General features: G+C 51.6%; 17 protein-coding genes. 14 read left to right on the top strand and 3 right to left on the bottom strand.

Going from position 1 to position 25,753, the window contains the following annotated elements:
- Positions 1-11: 11 nt before the first annotated feature.
- The gene (locus Q4491_RS00230) at positions 12-1,409 is read left to right on the top strand and encodes a phosphomannomutase CpsG (protein WP_303453143.1); all 1,398 of its coding nucleotides are present in this window, start codon (positions 12-14) and stop codon (positions 1,407-1,409) included.
- A gap of 15 nt (positions 1,410-1,424) precedes the next feature.
- On the opposite strand, the gene Q4491_RS00235 is transcribed toward Q4491_RS00230, so the two are convergent.
- Together Q4491_RS00235 and Q4491_RS00240 are read right to left on the bottom strand one after the other, a co-directional pair.
- On the bottom strand, positions 1,425-2,504 hold the full coding sequence (locus Q4491_RS00235; RefSeq protein ID WP_303453146.1) for a hypothetical protein: 1,080 nt from the start codon (positions 2,502-2,504) through the stop codon (positions 1,425-1,427).
- Positions 2,505-2,568: 64 nt separating this feature from the next.
- On the bottom strand, positions 2,569-4,914 hold the full coding sequence (locus tag Q4491_RS00240) for a hypothetical protein (protein WP_303453149.1): 2,346 nt from the start codon (positions 4,912-4,914) through the stop codon (positions 2,569-2,571).
- 569 nt (positions 4,915-5,483) lie between these two features.
- On the opposite strand from Q4491_RS00240, the gene Q4491_RS00245 reads away from it, so the two are divergent.
- The 3 genes from Q4491_RS00245 to Q4491_RS00255 all read left to right on the top strand — a co-directional run bounded on the left by Q4491_RS00245 (position 5,484) and on the right by Q4491_RS00255 (position 8,717).
- Positions 5,484-6,854: an MBL fold metallo-hydrolase gene (locus Q4491_RS00245; RefSeq protein ID WP_303453151.1), complete on the top strand. Its 1,371-nt coding sequence runs from the start codon at positions 5,484-5,486 to the stop codon at positions 6,852-6,854.
- Positions 6,855-7,025: 171 nt separating this feature from the next.
- The gene (locus Q4491_RS00250; RefSeq protein ID WP_218382857.1) at positions 7,026-8,192 is read left to right on the top strand and encodes a nucleotide sugar dehydrogenase; all 1,167 of its coding nucleotides are present in this window, start codon (positions 7,026-7,028) and stop codon (positions 8,190-8,192) included.
- A 135-nt stretch (positions 8,193-8,327) separates the two neighbouring features.
- Positions 8,328-8,717: a hypothetical protein gene (locus Q4491_RS00255; RefSeq protein WP_237794045.1), complete on the top strand. Its 390-nt coding sequence runs from the start codon at positions 8,328-8,330 to the stop codon at positions 8,715-8,717.
- A 114-nt stretch (positions 8,718-8,831) separates the two neighbouring features.
- Here Q4491_RS00255 and mnmC read toward each other — a convergent pair whose 3' ends face one another.
- On the bottom strand, positions 8,832-10,859 hold the full coding sequence (mnmC, locus tag Q4491_RS00260) for a bifunctional tRNA (5-methylaminomethyl-2-thiouridine)(34)-methyltransferase MnmD/FAD-dependent 5-carboxymethylaminomethyl-2-thiouridine(34) oxidoreductase MnmC (RefSeq protein WP_303453163.1): 2,028 nt from the start codon (positions 10,857-10,859) through the stop codon (positions 8,832-8,834).
- Positions 10,860-11,063: 204 nt separating this feature from the next.
- Between mnmC and fabB the strand changes: the two genes are divergently transcribed.
- The 10 genes from fabB to purF all read left to right on the top strand — a co-directional run bounded on the left by fabB (position 11,064) and on the right by purF (position 25,727).
- The gene (gene fabB / locus Q4491_RS00265; protein ID WP_303453165.1) at positions 11,064-12,278 is read left to right on the top strand and encodes a beta-ketoacyl-ACP synthase I; all 1,215 of its coding nucleotides are present in this window, start codon (positions 11,064-11,066) and stop codon (positions 12,276-12,278) included.
- A gap of 267 nt (positions 12,279-12,545) precedes the next feature.
- On the top strand, positions 12,546-13,712 hold the full coding sequence (locus tag Q4491_RS00270) for a 4-phosphoerythronate dehydrogenase (RefSeq protein WP_237794047.1): 1,167 nt from the start codon (positions 12,546-12,548) through the stop codon (positions 13,710-13,712).
- Complete coding sequence (locus Q4491_RS00275; protein ID WP_192015090.1) at positions 13,709-14,722, top strand: aspartate-semialdehyde dehydrogenase; 1,014 nt, start codon at positions 13,709-13,711, stop codon at positions 14,720-14,722. Before Q4491_RS00270 ends, Q4491_RS00275 begins: the two co-directional genes overlap by 4 nt.
- Before the next feature lie 268 nt (positions 14,723-14,990).
- On the top strand, positions 14,991-19,367 hold the full coding sequence (locus Q4491_RS00280; RefSeq protein WP_303453171.1) for a FimV/HubP family polar landmark protein: 4,377 nt from the start codon (positions 14,991-14,993) through the stop codon (positions 19,365-19,367).
- 131 nt (positions 19,368-19,498) lie between these two features.
- Positions 19,499-20,278 carry a tRNA pseudouridine(38-40) synthase TruA gene (truA, locus tag Q4491_RS00285; protein ID WP_192015092.1) on the top strand — a complete coding sequence of 260 codons (780 nt, stop codon included), beginning with the start codon at positions 19,499-19,501 and terminating at the stop codon, positions 20,276-20,278.
- A 279-nt stretch (positions 20,279-20,557) separates the two neighbouring features.
- Positions 20,558-21,499 (top strand): acetyl-CoA carboxylase, carboxyltransferase subunit beta, encoded by a 942-nt coding sequence (gene accD, locus Q4491_RS00290; protein WP_192015093.1) that lies wholly within the window; start codon positions 20,558-20,560, stop codon positions 21,497-21,499.
- Between the two features lie 204 nt (positions 21,500-21,703).
- Positions 21,704-22,987: a bifunctional tetrahydrofolate synthase/dihydrofolate synthase gene (folC, locus tag Q4491_RS00295; protein WP_218382864.1), complete on the top strand. Its 1,284-nt coding sequence runs from the start codon at positions 21,704-21,706 to the stop codon at positions 22,985-22,987.
- A 2-nt stretch (positions 22,988-22,989) separates the two neighbouring features.
- Positions 22,990-23,550, top strand: a complete 561-nt coding sequence (locus Q4491_RS00300; protein WP_303453178.1) for an SPOR domain-containing protein — start codon at positions 22,990-22,992, stop codon at positions 23,548-23,550.
- 64 nt (positions 23,551-23,614) lie between these two features.
- Complete coding sequence (gene cvpA / locus Q4491_RS00305; RefSeq protein ID WP_027252861.1) at positions 23,615-24,106, top strand: colicin V production protein; 492 nt, start codon at positions 23,615-23,617, stop codon at positions 24,104-24,106.
- Between the two features lie 103 nt (positions 24,107-24,209).
- Positions 24,210-25,727 carry an amidophosphoribosyltransferase gene (gene purF, locus Q4491_RS00310; protein ID WP_027252860.1) on the top strand — a complete coding sequence of 506 codons (1,518 nt, stop codon included), beginning with the start codon at positions 24,210-24,212 and terminating at the stop codon, positions 25,725-25,727.
- Positions 25,728-25,753: the final 26 nt, after the last annotated feature.

The following is a 25,753-nucleotide window of genomic DNA, read 5'->3' on the forward strand; positions in this document are numbered from 1 at the left end:
AGGAGGCCGGCATGGAAAGACTCACCTGTTTTAAAGCCTACGATATCCGCGGTGAGCTGGGGCGGGAGCTGAACGAGGACATAGCTTACCGGATCGGCCGGGCGTACGGCCAGCATTTCCGGCCAGTAACGGTGGCGATTGGCGGCGATGTGCGGCTTTCCTCGCCGTCATTGAAAATGGCACTGGCGCAAGGTTTGATGGATGCCGGAGTGGATGTGATCGATCTCGGTCTGACTGGTACAGAAGAGGTATATTTCGCCGCGCAAAGCCTGCTCGTTGACGGGATTGAAGTGACGGCCAGCCATAATCCGAACAATTACAATGGTATGAAGCTGGTCAGGGCCGGGGCGATCCCTGTCAGTGGCGACACGGGCTTGCACGATATTCGCATACTGGCGGAAAGCAATGACTTTGCGGCGCCCGATCAGACCGGCCAGCTGCGTCACCATTGTGTGCTGAATGACTATATTGACCACCTGCTGTCTTATATCACGCCGTCTGAGATTACACCGCTGCGGCTGGTGGTCAACGCCGGCAATGGCGCAGCGGGCCATGTGATTGATGCACTGGAGGCGCAATTTGGTCAGCGCCGGATCCCCATTGAGTTTGTGAAAATCTACCATGAGCCCGATGGCACTTTTCCTCACGGGATTCCCAATCCGTTATTGCCTGAGTGCCGGGCGGCGACTTCACAAGCGGTGAGGACGCATCGGGCCGATATGGGCATTGCCTGGGACGGCGATTTTGACCGCTGCTTTCTGTTCGATGAACACGGCCAGTTCATCGAGGGCTATTATATTGTCGGTTTACTGGCCGAAGCTTTTTTGCAGCAAGCCGCAGATCAGAAGGACGCCCGGCCGAGCAAAATCATTCATGATCCCCGTCTGACCTGGAATACGATCGATATCGTCACGGCCAATGGCGGAGAAGCGATCCAGTCGAAAACCGGTCATGCTTTTATTAAAGAAAGGATGCGGCAGGAAGACGCCCTATACGGCGGTGAAATGAGTGCCCACCATTATTTTCGCGATTTTGCCTATTGCGACAGCGGTATGATCCCCTGGTTGCTGGTGGCACAGCTGTTGTCTGTAAAAGGACTGCGTCTGTCGGAGCTGGTCGCGGACAGGATGCGGGCTTATCCGGCTTCTGGTGAAATCAACCTGACGGTCACTGACACGGACGATGCCATCGCGACAGTCCGCGCTGTGTACGAGCCGGACGCACTGACACTGGATCAGACTGACGGGATCAGTCTGAATTTTTCTGACTGGCGTTTTAATCTCAGGGCATCAAATACCGAACCCGTTTTGCGTTTGAATGTCGAGTCCCGTGGCGATTCCGCGCTGATGAAAACGAAAACGGCTGAAGTGCTGGCGTTGCTTCAGCCGTTTTCTGCTCCCAGGTCATGACCAATAAAGGCACCGTCAGAAAGGCACCTGCCCCGACAGCATCACGGTCAGCTGACTGGCTTGCTGATAGTCCAGATTGTCACTGACGACCTGCATCGACCAGTATCTGTGGGTGAGGGCCAGTCCGATGGCCTGACTCTGCAGGGTATACGAGAGCCGGGTGCTGACCGTACTCCAGCCATGGCTGACAGCGAGATCCGTTAATTGCGCACCATAGCCATAAAAATGGCTGGCCGACAATGCGGTATCACCAAATAGGTAGGCTAAGCGGCCTGTGTACTTGGGCGTTAGCCGCTGTTTGTATTCTTTGTAACCTTCAAAGCCACTCGCGATAGGGTTGATGTTGATGTAGCCATTCTCGTCGGTTTCTGCCGTGGCGGTGTTGGCAACGGCTGTGGTGTAAGGCGCACGATCCCACATGATTTCGCCATAGGCATCCTGCACAAAGGCCGACAGAAACCAGTGTCGGTTAATGTGCCAGTCAAATCCCAGATCGGTACTGAAGCCGTAGCGGCTGGTGGGTTTGTCTGCAATTCGGTCCAGCAGTACATCTTCACCATAGACATAGTCCAGGTTTAGCTGGCCGCTGATATCATCGCTGGCACTGCGCTGAACCTGGCCATGTAGCTGACCTTCCATTAAGTCGGTGGCCTTCAGATAGCTGCCTGCGACATAGAAAGCCAGATTGTCAGCCGGCTCCATACGCCAGCCGAGGCGGATGCCTTGCTGAATGGTATGGTTCACATTTAATTCTACCTGATAGGTTTTACCGGGCACCATGTCTGTCCGGTTCAGAGAATCCCCATAGAGCAACAGCGCATCCGGAGAGTGTTTCAGAAACCATTCATAGCGGTAAAGGTAGCTGAGCGTCACATTGTGATAGCGCAGGCCAAAGGCGGCTTCGTTAAAGGTGAAGGCGTGATTTGAGCCCTGATAATCACTTTCCTTGCCTTTTACCAAGGCGTAAATACTGTTGTTCTCGGCGTAGCTTTGCGAGTTTATCTGAACAAATGGGGCGACTGAGTCAGTCGCTGTTCCCGGCGCCAGAGGCAGTAGGCTCAGGCCGGTAAGGGTTGTTAAGGTCGTCAGCATCATAATTACAACAAGAGAGCCCTGACAGATCAGGGCTCGTGACTAAAAGAATGAATGGGCAAATCGCTTACATCGATTCGAAGGAATCGTCGGTATAACGGATCAGCAACAGATTATTGCTGGTCGTGCCGATAGTCCCGGTCGCTTTACCGTTCACATAGATGGTGCCGCCAATACCGTCTTCCCCTTTTTCGGTCAGGGTCGCCACCAGACCTTTGCCATCGCGCAGCGAGACATAAGGCGTGTTGGTATCACTGTAAGGCTTGTAGCTGGTGCTCAGGTAAGTGTCTTTACCGTTATAAGTCACTCCGGCATCCACTTCGATCAGGTTGTAATCGTTGCGGGAGATGTCAACACTGACTTTAGAAGCAACCTGTTTACCGTTGGCATTGGTGATATCGGCAGCGAGTTCCAGTTTGACATTAGCCTGGATAAAATCATATGAAGATTCTTCTGACTCGTAATCTTCATAGCGCTTGTAGTCCTCAAGGCAATACCAAAACATACCTTGATGAGTCTTACAATCGGCTTCGTAATACCCGGAGTATAAAGAATTACTGTGGATATAGTTGTTCGGGTTATTAAGGCGGACATCAAGCAATGCAGACACCTTATCATTACCGCTTTGCAGCTCCCCCTTGAACGTTAAAGTTAAGTTTTTGGCCGTTAACTGATTCTCTTTAATAGTATAACCATTTCTGTCACTGCCGAACTCATCAAGATTAACTGAGTGATCACTTAAATCACGTTTTTCATTTCTGTATTCTTTCAGATCAAATGAAATAGCGCCATCAAACTGTTTTTTGTTCAAATCACTATCATTTAGTACAAGTCTGACATTTGTCAGGTTCAGCTCGACAGAGTCAAGTTGTGATATTTTTGACTCAAAGTAATCTCTATCGCTAGAGCCAAAGTAACTATATTCGACAAAGCTGTGTGATGCCGAAGAACGTTTTTCCCAATTATCTGAACCGTAGAAGTAAATATTACTCTCTTCAGAGTTTAAGGAGGTCTCACCTTTTTGGGCCTTAAGCTCGTCAACGTAGATACTTACAAACGAGAGTTCATTGCCATAGGTGTGGCAATAATAGTTGTTTTTATCAGGGTTATTGCAGTCAGAGTATGAGATTTCTTCTTCATTGACGTCAAATGAGTAGGTGCCTGACGCTTTCATGTAAATACTACCTTCCTCACTATCTTCGGAAACAATGAAATTACCATGTGATCTGGTTACAATGATTCCATTCGAAGCAGTGAATTTGTCTTGAATCCATGGTTCGCTTGAAGGCATAGCTTCAAAGATAGCAATGGCAGCCTGTGAGACGCCATTCATAAGCAACTCAGTATCTTCCTGCGCGATACTGCTAATGTCGCCCAGTTCGTCAGCAAAGTTTGTCAGACCAGTATTCAGATCCCCGCCATCAGACGCGGCAGTATAAACAGTACGGATTTGCTTGATGAAGTCTTTGGCCTGAACGACGGCGTTAGCAACGGGCTTGTCAATATCAATACCAATCTCGATATTATCCGGGTTAATAGCAGAGATATCCTGATCGGCATTATCGAGTTTTGATCCTGCGTTGCCCTGATTATTCGAATGGGCTTTTGCCTGACTGACCACCTGAGTGGTATCCGCCTGGATCTGGCTGACGACATTTTTATTCACCGCCAGTTTGCCATTGGCGTCATATTCAATTAAGTCATCAATATTGACACTGCCACTCTTGCGGCTTTGTTCTATCGATGCCGACAGAATGGCTGCCCGCAGATCTTCGTTGTCTGACCCGGCAATGGCATTGGCATCAGTAATGTCTACTGAGCCCATTTCTGTAATCGGCTTGGTCAGGCCGAGCGCTTTCCCGATAATGGCATTGCTGTTGTTGACTATGTCTGTCGTCAGATCCAAAGCGCCGGTCAGTTCAATGGCTTTTTTAGCTGCCAGATTGGTCAGGCTGTTAACATTGGCAGTTTTGATTTCGCCTGAAGAAGCAATCACGGCCAGCAGTTTGAATTCATCTGGAACCGTCATCCACTCGCCGAATTCAATCGGATTACTGCTCGCATCCTGACAGCCAACGTAGTCACATTTCATTTGGGTGCCGGTGCCTTTGGTCACAACAACCAGCAGGGCTTTATTGGCTGGAAGACCTGTCAGAGAAAACTGGCCTTTTTCATTGGTGGTTGTCGTGAGCAACGGCGAAACACAGCGTTGCTGGCTGGTATTGGCGACTGTGGCTTCACACACGGCGACCTGGCCTGACTTCACTATCCCTTTATTGACGACACCTGCCGTGGTGATCTCTGTTGGTGAAGTATTGGAGTCTGTACTATCGTTATTACTCCCGCTGCCACCGCCACAGGCGGTTAATCCCAGCGAGGATATGATAAGTGTCGCCAAAACTGACTTTTTCATGATATTTCCTTTGAATAAATGTGAGAGCCTGAGGCTACTTTCAATGTGCCTTTTATTATTGGCTGCTATCGAGCTTGCTATCTGTGCTCTGGTCTGTCGGCCAGTTCGCGCAGTAAATTATTGCGATAAGCTTTATAAATGAATTGTTGAATAAATAAAGCCTTGATCCCAGATACAATGTGCATTTCATTTTTTAATGATGAAAACTGTGAATTGCTTCATTAGTTTCTTCTGTAATTTGATACCTGCCATAGAGCCTTGGTTCTGTGAGTAGGGTGTTTTTTGAGCGGGTGACGAATTACGCAGTGGCACTTAAAGCGTGATAAAAGCCGGGCAAGCGTCCAGTAAAAAACCGGTTAAAAGCCAGGTAAAAAGTAGGGTCAAAAGGATGACTGAACCTGATGCGGCCTGATTAAACGGACATGCCGTCGAGTATTTGAAATTAACCTGTGTTGGGCATGAAAGTTTTTCGTGAATTCAGTCGCGCAATTTTGCTGTTAATGTTTCACCTGTCATTAACTTTGTCATGCTGGGTGAATTATTTAATCTCTTAATACCAGGGGAATCAGGTGAATATTTTACACCATGGAGCCAGGGACGGGGTGACCGGTTCCTGTCATGAGCTACAGCTAGGAAAATACAGTCTGTTAATAGATTGCGGTACGTTTCAGGGCGAGGAAGCCAAAGCCAGCAATGATATTACCTTTCCTGTCGAGCCCATTCGGGCACTTATTCTGACCCATTGCCATATCGACCATGTTGGCCGTATTCCCTGGTTATTAGCGGCTGGCTTTCGCGGGCCAATTTATGCCACAGAAGCGACAGCAGCCTTGTTGCCTTTGATGCTCGAAGATGGGCTGAAGCTGCAACTGGGACTGAGTGATGAAAAGTGCGAAGCCTTTATCCGGCTGGTGCGATCTCAGCTAAAACCTGTGCCATTTGATTGCAGGGCACAGATCATGTTGCCGGATGGCCAGGATGTCAGTCTCTCATTTCGTCAGGCAGGCCACATTTTAGGCTCGGCCTATGTCGAGTTACTGTTACCCGAGCGCCGGAAAGTGGTGTTCTCCGGCGACCTTGGTCCCAGCAATACCCCGCTGCTGGTCGACCCTGAACCGCCGCTGCACGCTGACGTACTGGTGCTGGAAAGCACCTATGGCAATAAGCGCCACCCTGGCGTGGCAACAAGAGAGCAGGCGTTAAAAAGCGTGGTCGAGCAGTCGTTAAAAGACGGCGGGGCCATTTTGATACCGGCGTTCAGCCTGGGGCGCACTCAGGAGCTGCTGTTTGATTTGGAAAACATTGTGAACAACGAAATCCGTCAGCCTTCTGCGGAGAGTCCTTGGCTCAATTTGCCGATTGTGCTTGATTCCCCCTTAGCCATGAAAATCACACAAGCCTATCAGGGCTTTAAGCGGTTATGGACCAAAGAAGCCAAGGCAAGGCTGGACAACGGGCGTCATCCGCTGGACTTTGATCAGTGCACCCAGATTGATGAACACAGCGATCATATCGGCTTGGTTAACCGTTTGAAGGCCAGTGGCGAGCCGGCCGTTATTGTGGCTGCCAGCGGGATGTGCAGTGGCGGGCGGATCATGAATTATCTCGAAGCTTTACTGCCTGATCCCAGAACCGACCTGCTGCTTATTGGCTATCAGGCCAGAGGCACACTGGGCCGGGAACTGCAAAACGGCGCCAAAGAAGTGATGATTAACAATAACCGCATTGCAGTGAACGCCAGAGTGCATACTATGACGGGGTATTCAGCCCATGCCGATCAGCGGGATCTGATCCGTTTTGTGAAGGGCATTGAACAAGGGCCTGCTGAGATTCGTCTGGTGCATGGCGACAGACCCGCTCAGGAAGCACTGGCGCGGCGTTTGCAAAAGGTCAAACCGGATGCAAAGGTGATAGTTTGCGCAAACCTGAACCAGGATTAAGTCATAGCTTGCATCAGGACTGTCTTGCGATACTCTATTCTGCGCGATAACACAGTGATAGCTGAGCAGTATATTCAATCCGTTTAATGGGCTTTGTCATCTGCATTCCATATCAACCCATTAAGCTGGGGCTATCATTGTTGTTAAGTAGGCCGAGTTTGAGGACAGATAATGAAAATAACAGTAGCGGGAACAGGTTATGTTGGCCTGTCGAATGCTGTATTACTGGCACAAAACCATCAGGTTATTGCGCTGGATATTGTAGAAGAGAAGGTAAATCAGCTTAATCAGAGGCTCTCACCCATCGTTGATACAGAAATCAGCGAATACCTCAAACACCGTGAGTTGAACCTGACGGCCACGACAGATAAACACCTCGCTTATGAAAATGCCGATTTCGTCATCATAGCAACGCCAACCGACTATGATCCGGTGACCAATTATTTTAATACTGCATCAGTGGAATCTGTGATACGCGATGTTATTACCATCAACCCTGATGCTGTGATGGTGATTAAATCCACGGTTCCTGTTGGTTATACCCAACGGGTAAAAGAAGAGTTCGGTACGGATAACGTTTTGTTTTCACCTGAGTTTCTTCGTGAAGGCCGGGCGCTGTACGATAACCTGTATCCATCACGCATTATTGTGGGTGAGCAATCGCAGCGGGCTGAAACCTTCGCAAATCTGCTGATCGAAGGCGCGGTTAAAGACGATATTCCGGTGCTGTTCACCCATTCGACCGAAGCGGAAGCGGTGAAACTGTTTTCCAATACTTATTTAGCGATGCGGGTGGCTTATTTCAATGAGCTGGACAGTTATGCCGCCGCGCATGGCCTGGACAGCCGTGAGATTATTCAGGGGGTAGGACTGGATCCGCGCATTGGCACCCACTATAACAATCCTTCGTTTGGTTACGGCGGTTATTGTTTACCCAAAGACACCAAGCAATTGCTGGCAAACTATCAGGAAGTGCCGAATAACCTGATCCGGGCCATCGTTGATGCTAATTCCACCCGCAAGGACTTTATTGCTGAATCCATTTTGCGCAAAAAGCCCAGGGTGGTGGGGGTGTACCGCTTGATCATGAAAAGCGGCTCAGACAATTTCCGGGCATCATCGATTCAGGGCATCATGAAGCGCATTAAAGCCAAAGGTGTGGATGTTGTTGTTTACGAACCTGTGCTGAAAGACGATGAATTCTTTCATTCTGCGGTGATCCGTGACTTAGCGGAGTTCAAGGCAATGTCTGATGTCATTGTGTCGAACCGAATGACGCCAGAGCTGGAAGATGTGCTTGAGAAAGTCTACACCCGTGATCTGTTTGGGGCTGATTAATCAGAGAGTTCCGACCAAAATGAGTGAGTGTCTTACTTTTCTTGCGGTTTGATTTCGACATAGATCACAGAAAATTAGCATCCCTGTCTATACTTGAGTTACCTCTTTGGTTATTTGAGATGGTCAGGGACTGCTATGAGAACTCTTGCAAGAATCCTTACGGGGATCGATTCCCGAAAGCCCGTCATTGCGCTAATGGCGGCTGGAGTAATAGTTGCTGGAATGATGATGAGTGTGGGTGTAAGTGCGGCAGAAACGGCAACAGAAGTGCCCGCTGTGCCTAAGGCCACATCAACCCCAGTGACGACCCCTTCTTCGGCAACGACATCTTCTGCGACAACCTCGTCGGCAACCGCCTCGAAAGGGTCTGCGGCGGGCATCACTACGGCGTCTGCGGCATCAGCAGGGGGCTTAACGGCCACTGTGGTTGCTGTCGGGGTGGCCGCTGTGGTGATAGGTGTTGCGTTATCGGACACCGGCGGCGGTGATGATAGCCCTGCGCCGCCGGTCACCAATCAGCAATAGTCTGAACCTCGCCTGAGCGGTATCACTGCCGGGTATTGAGTGCTCTCCTCACATAAATGGGGAGAGCCATTACGGCTGAGCGCTACCACATTTTGCATGACACATATTGCTGAATCAGCTTTCTACCGCTTTTCCTTTGAGTAATTTGCGTACCCACATCCGTCCCGGATGCAGAGCATCAAGGACACTCAGAGGCAGTGGCAGTGGATCTCCGCATAACTGGGACGCCAGCACTTCGCCCAGCAGCGGCGCTGAGCTGAGACCGCGGGAACCCAGTCCTATCATGGCATACAGTCCGGAATAGACAGGCACATCCGCGGCTTCGCTTTGCTGCTCCCGCAGTTCGGCATACTGACTCAGCAGCGTCTCAAAGCGGCAGACATCCCCGACGAAAGGCAAATGATCCCGGCTGGCGCAGCGAACACCGGTTCGGGCATCCTGTGCGGAGACATCGATGGCTGTTGGCCAGTCAACAGCGGGCAGACACTCTGCCAGCCGCGTCTGGTTATCCTGATGTTCTTCTGGCGAGAAACTCAGATCGGTACTGTTGCGGCGATAACTGGCGCCGATACAGTGCGTCTGTGTGTCTGGGTTTACCGGCGTCAGATAACCGTCGTAACACAGAACCGATTTCAATTGCGCCAGTTCACCCTGGCTGGGCACATGGCTGACCTGACCACGGACAGAGTAGGCAGGGATATCCCGGGTCTGCGCGAATTCTGCAAAGCGGTGCCCATTGGCAACAACCACGGTTGAATGGATGAATTGCCGGTTATCACGGCTGATCAGCGACCACCGAGGGCTGTCATTCTGGCTCAGGCTGGTGATGTCAGTATCAGTATGCAGCGACAAACGTCCTGTTGCCTGTGCCTGTTGAATAAGGGCGCGTGTCAGCGCTTGCGGGCACAGCCAGCCACCAAGCGGGTAGTGCACACTGCGGTGACCGGTTGTTACGCCTGTGATGGCCTGAGTCTGTTCGACATCCAGGGCATGAACGACATCCTGCGGAAAGCCGCCGCTCAGCATCTTATCCAGTTTTTCTGCCGTTTTCTCATTCCAGGCCAGTTGAGTGACGCCGCACCAGTCATGGCTGAAATCACTGACTGCAGCAGCCTGTTCGACAAACTGCCGGGCGTAGAGATAAGCCGGGGCAAAGAAACGACTGAGCGCATCGTTGGAACCATTCAGCAGCGGATAGACAGCACCCTGGCGATTGCCTGATGCTCCTTCTGCGGGCAGGGCGTCGGCACAGTAAAGGCTGACCTGAACGCCGCGCCGCACCAGTGCCAGTGCGGTCGCGGCTGATCCTATTCCGCCGCCAATGATAGCCACATCGGATAAATCTGCAGCGCTCTGGCGGGCATACCAGGGGGCAAAATTGGCTCCCTGGCGGCGTTCAGACAAGGTGCCGGCCAACATATCTCGCTTGTAGCCGAACCCTTTGACTTTTTTCATGTCAAAACCGGCATCGTTCAGTCCGCGGCGGACAAAACCGGCGGCGGTGAATGTGGCGGCGGTACAGGCTTCGCGGGCCAGTGCTGCCATGCCGTTGAAGAGATCCTGGTTCCACATCTCAGGATTTTTACTGGGGGCAAAACCATCGAGAAACCAGGCGTCGACTAACCCGCCTGCTGGGGTCCATACTTGAGGAAGAGAGGTTTTAATGTCACCAAACCACAGGTCCAGGGTGATCATGCCATCTTCCAGCACCAGGCGGTGGCAGTCGGCAACGGCCGGTGGATAATGAGCATGGAGCTGACGGGCAAGATCGGCCAGCTCAGGCCAGGATTCATGGGCTTTGATCAGATCCTGGCGGGTGACAGGGAATTTTTCGAAACTGATAAAATGCAGCTCTTTAACACTGGCGTCCGGGTTCGCCTGACGAAAGGCTTTGAACCACTGCCAGACCGCAAGAAAATTCAGACCCGTGCCAAAGCCGGTTTCTGCCACAACAAATCGGCGGCGGTCAAAGGTGTCCCAGCGCGTCGGCAGCCCATTCTGCTGCAAAAAGACATAACGTGTTTCTTCGAGTCCGTTGGCATTGGAGAAATACACGTCGTCGAAATCGTGAGAAACTGGCGTACCGGCTTCGTTCCAGTCCAGAACGGCATTTTCAATCTGTTTAGGCGACGAATGGGACAAAAGAAAACCTCTTAGTAAAGATAACGTGATGATTTTTTAAGCAAGAAATGTGAAATGCCGCTATGTCTTACAGGCAAACTTTGGTAAAAGATCATCAACTGACCACGATAAGTAGCGGATTGTAACCGATCACGGGGAAAGCTGACCACTTAAGCTTACTAAACCCGTTATCATCACCGCGTTAAATGACAGTAGGAATTCATCATGAAACGAGCCGTAATTACAGGCATGGGTATCGTATCCAGTATCGGTAACAATGTGAAAGAGGTACTGGATTCTCTGAAAACAGGTAAGTCAGGCATTAACTTTTCTCAGCAGTTTGCAGACGCAAAACTGCGCAGCAATGTCTGGGGTGACCTGAAAATGAACCCGGCTGATCATATCGATCGTAAAAAAATGCGTTTCATGGGCGATGCCGCAGCCTTCGCGTATTTGTCTATGGAACAGGCAATTGAAGATGCTGGTCTGACTGAAGAGCAGGTCTCTAATGAACGTACTGGTCTGGTGGCCGGTTCGGGTGGCGCATCCTCGTATAACCAGGTTGCAGCCGTAGATATTCTGCGTGAGAAAGGTGTGAAGCGTGTTGGCCCTTACATGGTACCTCGTACTATGTCATCCACCGTGTCTGCCTGTCTGGCAACCCCATTCAAGATTCGTGGTGTCAACTACACCATGAGTTCTGCCTGTGCGACATCTGCGCACTGTATCGGCCACGCGCTGGAGCTGATTCAACTGGGCAAACAAAACGTTGTATTTGCCGGTGGCGGTGAAGAGCTGGACTGGTCACTGACCATGATGTTCGATGCCATGGGCGCGCTGTCAACCAAGTACAATGACGATCCATCAAAAGCATCACGTACCTATGATGCCGATCGCGACGGTTTTGTGATTTCCGGCGGCGGCGGCATGGTTGTCGTGGAAGAGCTGGAGCATGCTCTGGCACGCGGCGCGAAAATTTACGGTGAAATCGTCGGTTATGGCGCGACATCGGATGGCTATGACATGGTTGCCCCTTCAGGGGAAGGCGCAGTGCGTTGTATGAAGATGGCGATGCAGGATCTGGATGCACCTATCGATTACATCAACACACACGGCACCTCAACGCCTGTGGGTGATGTGAAAGAGCTGGGTGCCATTCAGGAACTGTTCGGCCAGAACAGTCCGGCGATTTCAGCCACCAAAGCCATGACAGGTCACGCTCTGGGTGCTGCCGGTGTTCATGAAGCCATTTACTCCACGCTGATGCTGGACAATGACTTTATTGCCCCGAGCATTAACATTGATAATCTGGACCCGGCGGCAGAAGGCCTGGACATTGTGCGTGAAACCCGTGATGCCAAGATGAAAACCGTGATGTCGAACTCGTTTGGTTTCGGCGGCACCAACGCGACGCTGGTGATCAAGAAATACGAAGCCTGATAAGCCGGCATACAGATGATGCTTTATGCAGAGTCTGTATCCCCTGATTTCCAGGGCGGCGCGATACTCAGGGTTTCCTGTATCGCGCCAGTATTCAGACGCGGCACTTATCGAGTGTTCTTCCCCATCCTGGATGTTTAACCCGGTATTTATACCGGGTTTTTTTGTCGTTACAGAATGGCTAATCAGTCTGAGCTTTTCTTGACATCAGCCAATTTTTTCCCATGCTAGTCCGCAATTGATTCGCGCTACTTTTTCGGAGCCCCAATGAAAATCCTTGTAGATGAAAACATGCCTTATGCGGTTGAACTGTTCAGTCGTTTAGGTGAGGTTATCGCCAAGCCTGGCCGCACACTGACAGCCGAAGATCTGGTTGATATTGATGGTCTCATGATACGTTCGGTCACCAAAGTGAATGCCGATTTACTGGCAAAAGCCGACAAGCTGCGTTTCATTGGCACGGCAACCGCCGGTCAGGACCATATTGATCAGGCCGCGGTGGAAGCGAAAGGGATTGCCTACACAGCCGCGCCGGGCTGTAACAAGGTCGGGGTGGCTGAATATGTGCTAAGCAGCCTGATGGTGCTGGGCCAGCAGCAGGGTTTTTCGATTTTCGACAAAACGGTAGGGATTGTCGGGGCCGGCAATGTCGGCTCGTACCTGGCAGGCTGTCTGGATGCCTTAGGTATCCGCTATTTGCTCAATGATCCCCTCAAAGAAGCGGAAGGTGATCCGCGGCAGTTTGCCTCGCTGGACACTCTGATTAAGCAATGCGATGTCATCACCCTGCACACACCGTTGACAAAGCAGGGCGATTACCCGACTCATCACCTGGTGGATCAGGCGTTTCTTTCCCGCCTGAAAGACGGGGCGATTTTGATCAATGCCGCCCGGGGCCCTATAGTCGACAGCCAGGCACTGAAACATGCCCTGCAGCAGTCGCAAACCGGTCAGGGTAAAGCACTGACGGCGGTACTGGATGTGTTTGAGCATGAGCCTTTGGTTGATCGCGAGCTATTGCCTTTGCTGGCATTTGCCACCCCCCATGTGGCAGGTTACGGCCTGGAAGGCAAAGCCCGTGGCACGACTATGATTTTCAATAGCTTCTGCGAATTTCTTGGCCGCGACGACAGAGTAGAAGCGGCAGAATTGTTACCGGTTGCGCCTGTGCCCTTGGCACGGCTGAGCAGAGAGTGGGATGAAGACACGCTCTTCACCTTGATTCAGTTGATCTATGATGTCAGAAAGGATGACGCCCTCTTTCGCCGTAAGATGCAGGCGGTCGATGATGCCGCTATGGCGTCGGAATTCGATAAGATGCGAAAAAATTACTGGGATCGACGCGAATACAGTGCGGTCACAGTAGAAGGTCAGGGGCATTTTGGGTTAGAGTCGCTGGCTAAATTAGGTTTTACTGTTGAGGAAACACCATGAGTCAGGAATTTGATATTGCCATTCTCGGAGCCACCGGTGCCGTTGGGGAAGCCATGGTTGAGGTGCTGGAGGAGCGTAATTTTCCTGTCCGTAACCTGTATCTGCTCGCCTCCGAGCGCGGTGCGGGCAAGACGCTGCGATTTAAGGGTAAAAGTGCCCGTGTGACCAATGTCGAAGACTTCGACTGGACGCAGGTGCAGCTGGCGTTGTTTTCTGCCGGTTCTGAGGCCTCTGAACATTGGGCGCCGATTGCCGCCGACGCGGGTGTGGTGGTGATTGATAATACCTCATGCTTCCGCTACGACCCTGAAATCCCACTGGTTGTGCCGGAAGTGAACCCGGAAGCGCTGGCCGATTTTCGTAATCGCAACATAGTGGCCAACCCGAACTGTTCGACGATTCAGATGCTGGTGGCCCTGAAGCCGATTCATGATGCTTATGGCATCGACCGGATTAACGTGGCGACTTATCAGTCTGTTTCAGGCTCGGGTAAGAGTGGCGTGAATGAACTGGCTGGCCAGACGTCCAAGCTGCTGAACGGTTTGCCGGTGGAAAACAAAGTCTACTCTAAGCAGATTGCTTTTAATTGCCTGCCGCAGATCGACGAGTTCATGGATAACGGCTACACCAAAGAAGAAATGAAAATGGTGTGGGAAACCCAGAAAATTCTCGGCGATGCCAATATCCGCGTGAACCCGACTTGTGTCCGTGTGCCGGTATTCTACGGCCATGCGGAAGCTGTGCATGTGGAAACTTGTCAGCCTGTGATTATTGAAGAAGTGATCAGCCTGCTGGAAAATGCCGATGGCATCGAAGTGTTCCACGGCAGCGAGTACCCGACCCAGGTGGTGGACGCTATCGGCAAAAACCATGTCATGGTCGGCCGTATCCGGGAAGATATCAGTCACCCTTGTGGTCTGAATATGTGGGTGGTGGCGGATAACGTCCGTAAAGGCGCAGCGACCAACAGCGTGCAGATTGCAGAGAAACTGATCCAGGAATACCTGTAAGACACAAAGCGAGTTGTTCCGGCCACTAAGCGGCCGGATACACCCGGCGATTCAGAGGCGTGCGAATGAGCACGCCTTTGAGTTCCTTTAGCCAATTTCTTGATCTTCACAGTAAAAGCCGGGCATGGTGATTGACATCAAGCCATGGCAGGCAACAATCACTTTTAATGTTCACAAACGCCTGTCGTTTTGCATTTACGCTCAAGTATTCTGGCTACAGGCCGAAGAATTCCTAGTTTACTATCTCTGCCAGAGAGGACAGCAGGCAGTGTCTGACTCATCAAATAAAATGAAACGTGCCATCTTACCGGTCGTTATCGCATCGGCGGCTTTGCAGCTTCCTGTCGCCGTTCAAGCGAACACTGTTCGAATTATGGGGCCGACCGATCAGGTTGCTGAGCCCGTACAACCACCGGCGCCTGCGGTGTCACCCGCGCCATCGCCCCGACCCGCTGTGACTCAGCCTCGCGCGGCCACGTCGCGTCCAGCGACGGCTCCCGGCAATCACTCTGTCGGTATTTACGGCCCGACAGGCGAAAACGAAACCTTATGGTCCATTGCGTCGCGGTATAAGCCCAATGACAACGTTTCTATTTATCAGGTCCTCGGGGCAATTTTCCGTGCCAACCCCAATGCCTTCACTGACAGCAATATTCATGGCCTGATCCCGGGTAGCCGCCTGAGAATGCCGACCATGGCTCAGATTCAGGCGGAAAATGCCGATCAGATACGCAATCGCGTAGAAACTGATCTTCAGCGCCGTGAGCAGTCGCGCGCGCGCGCGGGTAACGCGGGCAATACGACCGGAGGTAATAATAGCCGTCCGGCCTCTGCATCAGCAGGTACGTCGGGGACAGGCTCAGCTTCTGCACCCAGATCGGCGCCAGCACCGAAACCGGCCGTACCTGCGCCACAGGTTCAGGCTCAGTCTCCTTCAGTGCCTGCCAGCACACCAGAACGCCCAGCCGCACCAGCAGTGTCATCCACCGCGCCTGCAGCGGGTGTTGCCGCCGCTGCCGCAGGTACGGCGAACGGTGCCCTTTCGCCTGCGCTTCAGGAGCAGCTTGACACCTCAGATGAAGAGCTGACCAAATTACGCGAAAGTAATCAGTTGCTTCGTGTTCGCTTGTCTGAAATGCAGCATGAAATTGGTGCGCTGAAAGAACAGCTGGCGGGTGACGAGGAGCTGCGCGGCGAAATTCAGTCATTCATTGCCCAGCAAAAAGTGCAGCAAGGCCAGCTTGACGCGCCGCTGGTCGAACAACCGCCAGTTCACTGGCTGGATAAACTGGTTGCAAACCCGTGGGCACTGGCAGGTGCCGCTTTGATTCCCGGCAGTTTAATTGCAGGCTTACTGGCATTTTTCGCTGGCCGGCGCCGTAAAGAGGAAGACACTACTCCCCCTGTCGCAGAGGTAAGCAAAGAAGCGCCTAAGCCTATAGTCACTGATCTGGACGATGATGAACCGCATCTGGGGCTGGACAGTGAAGACAGCAGTCTTGACGATCTGTTTGATGATAAGACGCCGCAGGACAATCCGATCTTCTCGGACAACCTGTTTGATGATAACGATGCAGAGCTTGATGAGCTGGATCTGACGGACGGGCTGGATGACGCCTTTGGCAATGAATTGCCAAAGAGTGATATCTCGGTTAAGAACAACGATCAGGCCATTGGTCTCCAGGATATGGAGCGTGCACTGGATCAGATTGATCAGGCGCCGCCGCAGGAAAAAGAAGACAGTCTGAGTGGCATTTGGGACAAGCCTTTCAGCGCACAGGATAACGAAGAAACGGACTTTGATCTTGCCGTTGGTTTACTGGAAGACGAGGACGCATTGCCGGCAAAGCCCGTCGAAGACAAGCGCAATGACGATCTGTTCGATGCCTTTGCTGACAGTGAACTGACAGGTAATAAAGCCGACAGTATTGAGCTTGGCATGCTGGATCAGGACATTCTCAATGAACTGATGCAGGATTTTGAACGTGAAGGTGATGTGCAAAATGAGCCCGCCAGCTCTGCGGTTAACAATGCCCGGGCTGACAGCATTCAGGATGACAGTGCTGAAGCGGATTGGGAACTGGACGATCTCAATAGTGACTTCAACCTGGATGCCAGCAGCACCGAGTTACTGGACGAGCTGATTGATGATCAGGAAAGTGATGCTGACAGCGACTTTGAGCTGGATGAAAACAGTACGGTCCTGCTGGACGAGTTGCTGGATGAAGATAACCCCAACGAGCAGATCGATCCTGAGCTGGATGCTGAAGAAAACACAGATGAAGACAAAGATGTTTTCGATGAGCTGCTGACACTGGATGAGGAAGACCCTCAGGAAGAGGATACTGTTAGTGCGGATGACATCGACGATCTGATTTTTTCTGAAAAAAAAACCGTCGATGAGCACTTAAGTGAGCTGGATGACACTGAGACACAAAGCGAGCCGCCTGAAGAATACCTTCAAGGCATGGCCGATGTCGGTGACTCGGTTTCAGATGGTACAGAGATCCAAGACTCTGCCCCTGATGAATCTGACACTGGTATTTTTGACGCTGAGCCTGAAGCTGAGAAAGTGGCCGATGCAGCGCCACCACCAGCCGCAGTTCAGGCGGCGACTGATGAAGCAGAAGCAGTCGCTGAATCTGAATTTGAGCCAGAATCAGAGCCAGTATCTGAGCCAGAAACGACAGCCAGCCAGGATGAGCTGACTGTTGAAGCGGACCCGCAGCAGGATGATATTGATAGCCTGCTGAGTGACGTCCAGACGGATGACTCAGTCGTTATGGAATCTGACAGCGCAGATTCGGCCCCGGACGACAATATCGAAGCCGAGGATTCAGGCGCTGTGAATGAACCGGTTTCACACAGCGAAGCACCTGCAACTGAGATTGGCGATACTGAAGCAGAGCCAGAGAAAAGTGTGTCTGCTGAGCAAGACGCAGATGAAGGGGCAGCAACAGAAATGTTTGCCCAGCAGGTTGCGGAACACACTGCACCTGACGCCCAGGATGTGGTTGCTGAGCCTGCACCGGCTTCACCAGACACCGAGTCGGCGGAAGATCACGATACCGTGCAGTGGCATCACGACAGCGATGAAGCCAGCCAGTTGATAGAACAGAACCCGTATCTGAAATCGGAGCTGGCTGAAAAGGCTGTCGATGAGGCACAGGTTAAGACACAGGAGCAGACTCAGACACAAGCACAGGCTGCAGAGCCTGAGTTTGTGGACGACGAACAGGTACATGAACATACCTCGGCGCTGGATGCAGCAGCGGAACAGCCCGAAGCAACACTCGATCCTGCCTGGGATGAGGCCGTTGCCGGACGCCAGGAACCTGTGTTCAACCTGGAGGAATTTCCGGAGTTCGACGAAGAAGCTGCGCTGCTCGATCCTGAAGCTGTCTCGTGGGAAGACGATGAGGATGACAAAGACTGGTCTGATGATGATGCCCAGGCCGCGCTCAATAAAGTCTCGGAGCAGTTACAGCTGGCCGCGCAGGCTGCTGAGCGAAACGGTGAGCTGGCTGAGACAGAAGCAGAACCGGCGCAGGCAGTACCGGCGCAAGATGCTCCTTCATTACAAGATGATTCTGCGTCGCAAGAGGCTTCTTCCGGGCAAGCTGTGCCTATGCATGGCAAACCTCAGTATGAATATGCGGTGATTGATCCGACGACCTTGCCTGAGTTTGATGAAGATGATGCATTGAATGCCTCATTTGAAGAGCAGATGGAGCTGGAGCAGTACGAGCAGGAACTGAAGCACGGCGATGAAGCACAGACTGTCCAGCCTCAGCCTCAGCCTCAGCCAGAGCCAGAGTCACAGCCAGAGCTGAATGAACCCTGGAGCGATGAAATGATCGACTCCGCAGGCTTGGATATGGCGGCGTTGCTGGCAGAACCTGAGCTTGAACTGCCAGCTATGCAGGCGTTTGATGAGCTTCAATCCGATGAGACACTGCCTTCAATGCGCACCGAAGACAGTGCGGATGCTGAGCCTGGGGGGGAACTGTCTGATCTTGCGTTGCCTGATGCCGACGTTCCGGCTGAGCCTGAATCTTTGCCGGAGCCACAGTCTGAATCTGAACCCAGAGCAGAGCAAAACAATCCCGATGAGTTCGAGCATGAACAGTGGCTGCTACATGAAAGTGTGCCGCTGTCCGAGCTGGATGATCAGGAGCTGTCGCCGGAAGAAAACGCCATCTGGGGAGCGGATATCCCTGAGCCTGAACTGGAAAGTGAGGACTGGGGGGAGCAGCCGCCGCTCTCTGAACAGACTGACGAGCCTGTGGACGTCGCAGATACTCAGGCAGAGAGCCAGCTGATAGCCTCAGCAAGTGACAATGAGCCTTACATCAGTATCGATGAACTGATGAAAGAGCTGGAAGGGGAGTCGGATCCTGAACTGGATTCAGCACCGCTGAAGCTGGATGTGGGGCTGGATGAGTTTCCGGATGTGTTAGCCGGCATTGGCGATATTGATGTCGACGGTGCGGGTGAATACGCCAGCAAACTCGATTTGGCCAAAGCCTATCTGGAAATGAATGACACTGATGGGGCATACTTTTTATTGGAGGATGTGGCTGAAAACGGTGATGGCGATGTCAGCCGTGAAGCTGCGAATCTGTTATTAAAGATGGATCGCTGATCATTTCATCAGACTGAACAGGAAGTCCGCGTATGCGGACTTCTTTTCTTTTGGCGCTTTTTTTATAATCCCTGCTTTCGCTTTGCTGGCGGACACGCTGGCAGGGTTTTCAGATAAGTAAGAGTGCAGACATGCGAATTGCCTTAGGAATTGAGTACGACGGGAGCCGCTATTTTGGTTGGCAGCGTCAGCGTGACGTTGACAGTGTGCAGGGCAGACTGGAAAAAGCGCTGAGCAAAATTGCCAACCAGACCATAGAGGTGCAATGCGCCGGTCGTACCGATGCCGGTGTGCACGGTACCGGGCAAGTGGTGCACTTTGATTGTGATACACCGCGCAAGCTGGTGGCCTGGACGATGGGAACCAACGCCCATTTGCCCAAAGACATTGCTGTGCGCTGGGCAAAGGAAGTACCGGATGAGTTCCATGCCCGTTTCAGCGCCACCGCCAGACGTTATCGCTATGTCATTTACAATCATGCGCTGCGGCCTGCTATCCTTGGTTCGGGTATCAGCCATTATCACGGTGAGCTGGATGCTGAAAAAATGCATCAGGCCGGACAGTACCTGCTGGGCGAGAATGACTTTACTTCATTCCGGGCGGTGTTTTGCCAGTCCCGCAGCCCGTGGCGTAATGTGATGCACCTGAATGTCACCCGGCAGGGCCATTACGTCATTATTGATATTAAGGCCAATGCTTTTGTTCATCATATGGTGCGTAATATCACAGGCAGCCTGATTAAAGTGGGGCGGGGCGAAGAAAAACCTGAATGGATTCAGTGGCTGCTGGCGCAGAAAGATCGTACTTTAGCGGGTGCGACCGCAAAAGCGGAAGGCTTATATTTGGTTGAAGTGGATTATCCTGAAGCCTATGATTTGCCCTGCGTTTCTGCAGGCCCGCTCTTTTTGTGAGCAGGTGATCTGTTTTAACGCGCAATATCGCGCTGACTGGTTGTCGCGCAGGCAAGGTCTGCAGAGGTTGAGTGAAATCTGAGCTGTAATGGTTCAGTCGGACGTTAACTGGTCGGTCAAGTTTCTTGAGCTAAGATCCCGTTAACACTCTATTTCCTCAAGGTACAACCAGTTTTTTATCTACACTTAGACGAGTTTGTGTTTTAATTCCGGACTTGAAATTATCGAATTGATTATCCCTTGCCACAGGGCGGGGGAGATGTAAATGAAAGGTCATTCATGAGCTGGCTTGAAAAGATCCTCACAAAAAGCAACATTGTAACGTCTCGTAAAGCATCTATCCCTGAAGGGGTATGGACGAAATGTACCTCTTGTGAACAGGTACTTTATTACGCTGATCTTGAGCGCAATCTGGAAGTTTGCCCAAAGTGTGATCACCACATGCGCATGAAAGCCCGCCGCCGTCTGGAAACCTTCCTCGATGAAGAAGGCCAGGTGGAGATTGCTGCGGAGCTGGAGCCTAAAGATCACCTGAAATTCCGTGATTCGAAAAAATACAAAGACCGTATTACAGCGGCCCAGAAAGCCAGCGGTGAAAAAGATGCGCTGGTGGCCATGAAAGGGACATTGTTACAGCAACCTGTGGTTGCCTGTGCCTTTGAGTTCTCCTTCATGGGGGGCTCTATGGGATCGGTTGTCGGTGCCAAGTTTGTTCGCGCGGTTGATGAAGCGATTGCCAATAACTGCGGTCTGGTTTGTTTCTCTGCCAGCGGCGGTGCCCGTATGCAGGAAGCGCTGATGTCTCTGATGCAAATGGCGAAAACAAGTGCGGCGCTGGAGCGTTTGTCGGCGAAAGGTTTGCCTTTCTTCTCTGTGCTGACTGATCCGACAATGGGCGGTGTTTCTGCCAGTCTGGCGATGTTGGGTGATATCAACATCGGCGAGCCTAAGGCGCTGATTGGCTTTGCCGGACAGCGGGTGATTGAGCAGACTGTACGCGAGAAGTTACCTGAAGGTTTCCAGCGCAGTGAATTCCTGCTGGAGCACGGCGCGATTGATATGATTGTTGACCGCCGTGAAATGCGTCAGCGTATTGGCGGCCTGCTGGCCAAGATGATGAATGCTGAGTCTCCGCTTGTGGTGCCTGTCGAAAGGGAACCGCAGGTGTCAGCGGACGTCGAAGCTGACAGCGATACCGAGTCTGCGGAAGACAAAGCTTAAGACGAAAAAGCGCCTGGTTGTATACCGGGCGTTTTTTTTCGCGCAGACAAATGTCAGGCTGAAGTGAAAAGCGGTCTGCCAGTCAGGCAAATATCGTTATTGTTCCACATTTCGTTTCTTCGTTTGGCTCTCAACCGTTAAATTCTGCGTACTTCATGCTACATTAAGCGACATCATCTTAATTACATTAGTTAGTACTGTTACATGTCTGATTCCTCTGCAACGCCGCAATCTGTTCCTTCGGCTACTTCACCGCTAAATGACTGGCTGCTTTATCTGGAAAACCTTCACACCAGTGCCATCGAGCTGGGGCTGGATCGTGTGCAGGCCGTGGGTGAGCGGGCCGGATTACGCAAACCGGCACCGACAGTGATTACTGTTGCGGGCACCAATGGTAAAGGTTCGACCTGCGCCATTCTTGAAGCCATCCTGCAGCAGGCGGGATACAGTGTGGGTGTGTACAGCTCACCACATTTGGTGCGCTACAACGAGCGGGTACGCATTAATGGTCAGGAGCTGGATGACAGTGAACACAGTCAGGCGTTTGCGGCGGTAGAATCATACCGGCAGGACACCAGTCTGAGCCTGTTCGAATTCGGTACACTGGCCGCACTCAACCTCTTTAAAACCCATCAGGTAGATGTTGTGGTGTTAGAAGTGGGACTGGGTGGCCGACTGGATGCGACCAATATTGTGGATCATGATGTCTCGGTTATTACCAGTCTGGCCATTGATCATGTGGACTGGCTGGGGAACGACATCGAAGTGATTGGCTATGAGAAGGCCGGTATTTTCCGTGCCGGGAAGCCAGCCGTCTGCGGTCAGCCCAATCCCCCTGCTTCCGTGGCCGCGCATGCTGACAGTATTGGGGCTGAGTTGTATCAGGTTGGCTATCAGTATACCTACGAGCAGGCAGGAGAGACATGGAACTGGAAGTGCGGTGCATTCGACATGGAACAGCTGCCTCTGCCTGCTTTACCTTTACCTAACGCGGCCACTGCGCTGATGGCACTTGGTGTCGCTGAACTGGAGATCAGTGATCAGCACATTGTTTCCGGCTTAGCCAAAGTGCGCCTTGCCGGCCGGATGGAAACGGTAGCGGATAATCCGCTGATTTTACTTGATGTGGCCCATAATCCGCATTCGGCAAATTATCTGGCCCGTCAGCTCAAGGCGCTGAAGAATGTCCGCCCGGTGGGTAAAATTCACGGCGTGGTGGGTATGCTGCGTGATAAAGACATCCCATCAACCCTGATTGAGATGAAGGCGGTAGTGGATGCCTGGTATCCGGCATCACTCAAGGGGCCTCGCGCTGCGTCTGCCCAGGAAATTGCTGAGCATCTGACGTTTCAGGGCGATCTGTATACTGCACCTGAACTTGCTTATCAGGCGGCATTAATGCTGGCGCAACCTGAAGATGTCGTGATTGTCTTTGGTTCGTTTTACACAGTTGGCGAAGTGTCCAGCTACATTAAGACACAGGAGTAAGTGTGGCGAGTAAATTTCAGAGTCGTCTGGTCGGAACTATCGTACTGGTCGCAATCGGTGTGATTTTTCTGCCTGATTTTTTTGATGGCAAAAAGCAGCACTTCCAAGAGCAGTTTGCCAGTATTCCTTTGCAGCCTCAGGCTGGTAATGAAGATAACCTGATTGCGATTCCGGAACCCGTGGATGCGGAAGCCGAATTACCACCTATGCCAGTGACTGAGCAAATTGCCGGAGAACCTGTACTACCCGAGTTGGTATCCGAGCCTGTTAACGTCAAGCCGCAGCCTGTCGGCGAACCGCAACCGGGCAACACAGACAGTGGCTGGGTGATTCAGCTGGGGGTGTTCCGTAACTTTGAGAATGCGCATCAGCTGGTTGAGAAACTGAGAAGTAAAGGCTATCAGGCGCACGTTCTGCCAAAACAGCTGAAACCAGGTGATTTGGCCCGTGTTGTCGTCGGACCCGAGATCGACAAAGATAAACTGTCAGGGAAAGCAGACGATTTGCGTAAACTTACCGGGCTTAACGGGCAATTGCTCAGATTTAACCCACTCAACCCTTAGGTAAACGTTTGCGTTCTGATTTTTTCTGTTAGAATACGCGCCAACAACAAGAATTAAGTAGAAGATGATCTGGATTGATTATGTCATTTTAGGGGTGATTGCCTTTTCTTCACTGGTCAGTTTGATCCGTGGTTTTGTGAAGGAAGCGCTGTCGCTGGTGATTTGGTTTGCGGCATTTTTTGTCGCCAGCAATTTTTACAAAGAACTGGCGGTGTATTTCACCAATATTCAGGATGAGCTCATACGAAATGGCAGTGCTATCGCGGTATTGTTCATTGCCACACTGATTGTGGGAGCGGTAGTGAATTATGTGATCGGGCAACTGGTGCAGAAAACTGGTTTGTCCGGTACCGATAGGGTGCTGGGTATCGTATTTGGTGCCCTTCGCGGTGTGCTTATCATTGCCGCTGTGCTGTTTTTTCTGGATGCCTTTACCGGTTTTGCTGATGCAGAATGGTGGCAGGCTTCGCAGTTAATCCCGCAGTTTGGTGTGGTAATTGAGTGGTTTTTCTCTTACCTGAAAGAGAGTTCCAGTTTTCTTCCCGGCGCGTTATAGCGCCGGATTTATATTAATTGCATTGAGTAACCGTATGGAGACAACGAACTAACGTATTGTTACTCAATGCAATTATTGATGATCCATGACGAGGATTTAGGACATGTGTGGTATTGTCGGAATCGTGGGAAACACCCCGGTTAACCAGTCTATTTATGATGCACTGACCGTGCTGCAGCACCGTGGCCAGGATGCTGCCGGTATTGTTACCCTGGAAAGCAATCGTTTTCGTCTGCGCAAGGCCAATGGCCTGGTGCGTGACGTCTTCGAAGCAAAACACATGCAGCGTCTGCAGGGGACCGTAGGGCTTGGGCACGTTCGTTACCCTACTGCGGGTAGCTCAAGTGCTTCAGAGGCTCAGCCTTTTTATGTGAACTCTCCTTACGGTATTTCACTGGCGCACAACGGTAACCTGACTAACGCAGCCGACATCAGAGATTCGCTCTTTGAGCAGGCTCGCCGTCATGTTAACACTTCTTCCGACTCGGAAATTCTGTTGAATGTTCTTGCTCATCAGCTGGAAGGCGCGACTAACTACCCGTTAACTTCAGATGACATCTTTGCGGCGATTCGTGCTGTGCATAAAAAGGTGCGTGGTGCTTATGCCGTTGTGGCTATGGTTATCGGGCATGGTCTGATGGCATTTCGTGACCCGCACGGAATCCGCCCTCTGTGCCTGGGTAAGCGCGAAGTTGAAGGTAAAGTCGAGTACATGGTTGCCTCTGAATCGGTGGCACTGGACGCGGTGGGTTTTGATTTCATGCGTGATGTTGCACCGGGAGAGGCGGTCTATATCACTTTTGACGGCCAACTGTTCACTGAGCAGTGTGCTGAAAATCCGGCTTTGAACCCATGTGTGTTCGAGTTCGTGTATTTTGCCCGTCCAGACTCTTTCATTGATAAGATTTCTGTGTACAGCGCTCGCCTGAATATGGGTAAGAAGCTGGGTGAGAAGATTAAGCGCGAGTGGGATGATCTGGATATTGATGTGGTTATCCCGATTCCGGAAACCTCTTGCGACAGTGCACTGGAAATTGCCCGTACGCTTGATAAACCTTACCGTCAGGGCTTTGTGAAGAACCGCTATGTCGGCCGTACCTTTATCATGCCGGGTCAGCAGCTGCGCCGTAAGTCAGTGCGCCGTAAACTGAACGCGATCAGCTCTGAATTCAAGGGTAAAAGTGTACTCCTGATTGATGATTCGATTGTACGTGGGACCACCTCTGAGCAAATCATTGAAATGGCACGTGAAGCGGGTGCCAAAAAAGTCTACCTGGCTTCTGCGGCACCGGAAATTCGTTTCCCTAACGTATACGGCATTGATATGCCAAGCGCGAATGAACTGATTGCTCATGGTCGTGAAGTGGATGAAATCTGCAAGATGATCGGTGCAGACGGTCTGATTTTCCAGGACTTGCAGGATTTGGTGGATGCGGTTGCAGAAGGCAACCCTGACATTAAACTGTTCGAAACCTCCGTCTTTAATGGCAACTATGTCACGGGTGATGTGAATCAACAGTATTTAGAGTACCTGGAAACGCTGCGCAGCGAGGATGCCAAAACGCAACGTGAGATTCAGCAGGAACTGGCAAACCTGGAACTGTATAACGAAGGCGTGTAACGTCGTTTACTGTCAGTACCAGTGTC

It is taken from the genome of Photobacterium sp. 2_MG-2023 (genome assembly GCF_030547675.1).
Taxonomy (GTDB): domain Bacteria; phylum Pseudomonadota; class Gammaproteobacteria; order Enterobacterales; family Vibrionaceae; genus Photobacterium; species Photobacterium arenosum.

Coding starts and splice junctions, on each gene's coding strand:
- Q4491_RS00230 (WP_303453143.1), top strand. CDS start 12: ATGGAAAGACTCACCTGTTTTAAAGCCTACGATATCCGCGGTGAGCTG.
- Q4491_RS00235 (WP_303453146.1), bottom strand. CDS start 2,504: ATGATGCTGACGACCTTAACAACCCTTACCGGCCTGAGCCTACTGCCT.
- Q4491_RS00240 (WP_303453149.1), bottom strand. CDS start 4,914: ATGAAAAAGTCAGTTTTGGCGACACTTATCATATCCTCGCTGGGATTA.
- Q4491_RS00250 (WP_218382857.1), top strand. CDS start 7,026: ATGAAAATAACAGTAGCGGGAACAGGTTATGTTGGCCTGTCGAATGCT.
- Q4491_RS00255 (WP_237794045.1), top strand. CDS start 8,328: ATGAGAACTCTTGCAAGAATCCTTACGGGGATCGATTCCCGAAAGCCC.
- fabB (WP_303453165.1), top strand. CDS start 11,064: ATGAAACGAGCCGTAATTACAGGCATGGGTATCGTATCCAGTATCGGT.
- Q4491_RS00270 (WP_237794047.1), top strand. CDS start 12,546: ATGAAAATCCTTGTAGATGAAAACATGCCTTATGCGGTTGAACTGTTC.
- Q4491_RS00275 (WP_192015090.1), top strand. CDS start 13,709: ATGAGTCAGGAATTTGATATTGCCATTCTCGGAGCCACCGGTGCCGTT.
- truA (WP_192015092.1), top strand. CDS start 19,499: ATGCGAATTGCCTTAGGAATTGAGTACGACGGGAGCCGCTATTTTGGT.
- accD (WP_192015093.1), top strand. CDS start 20,558: ATGAGCTGGCTTGAAAAGATCCTCACAAAAAGCAACATTGTAACGTCT.
- folC (WP_218382864.1), top strand. CDS start 21,704: ATGTCTGATTCCTCTGCAACGCCGCAATCTGTTCCTTCGGCTACTTCA.
- cvpA (WP_027252861.1), top strand. CDS start 23,615: ATGATCTGGATTGATTATGTCATTTTAGGGGTGATTGCCTTTTCTTCA.
- purF (WP_027252860.1), top strand. CDS start 24,210: ATGTGTGGTATTGTCGGAATCGTGGGAAACACCCCGGTTAACCAGTCT.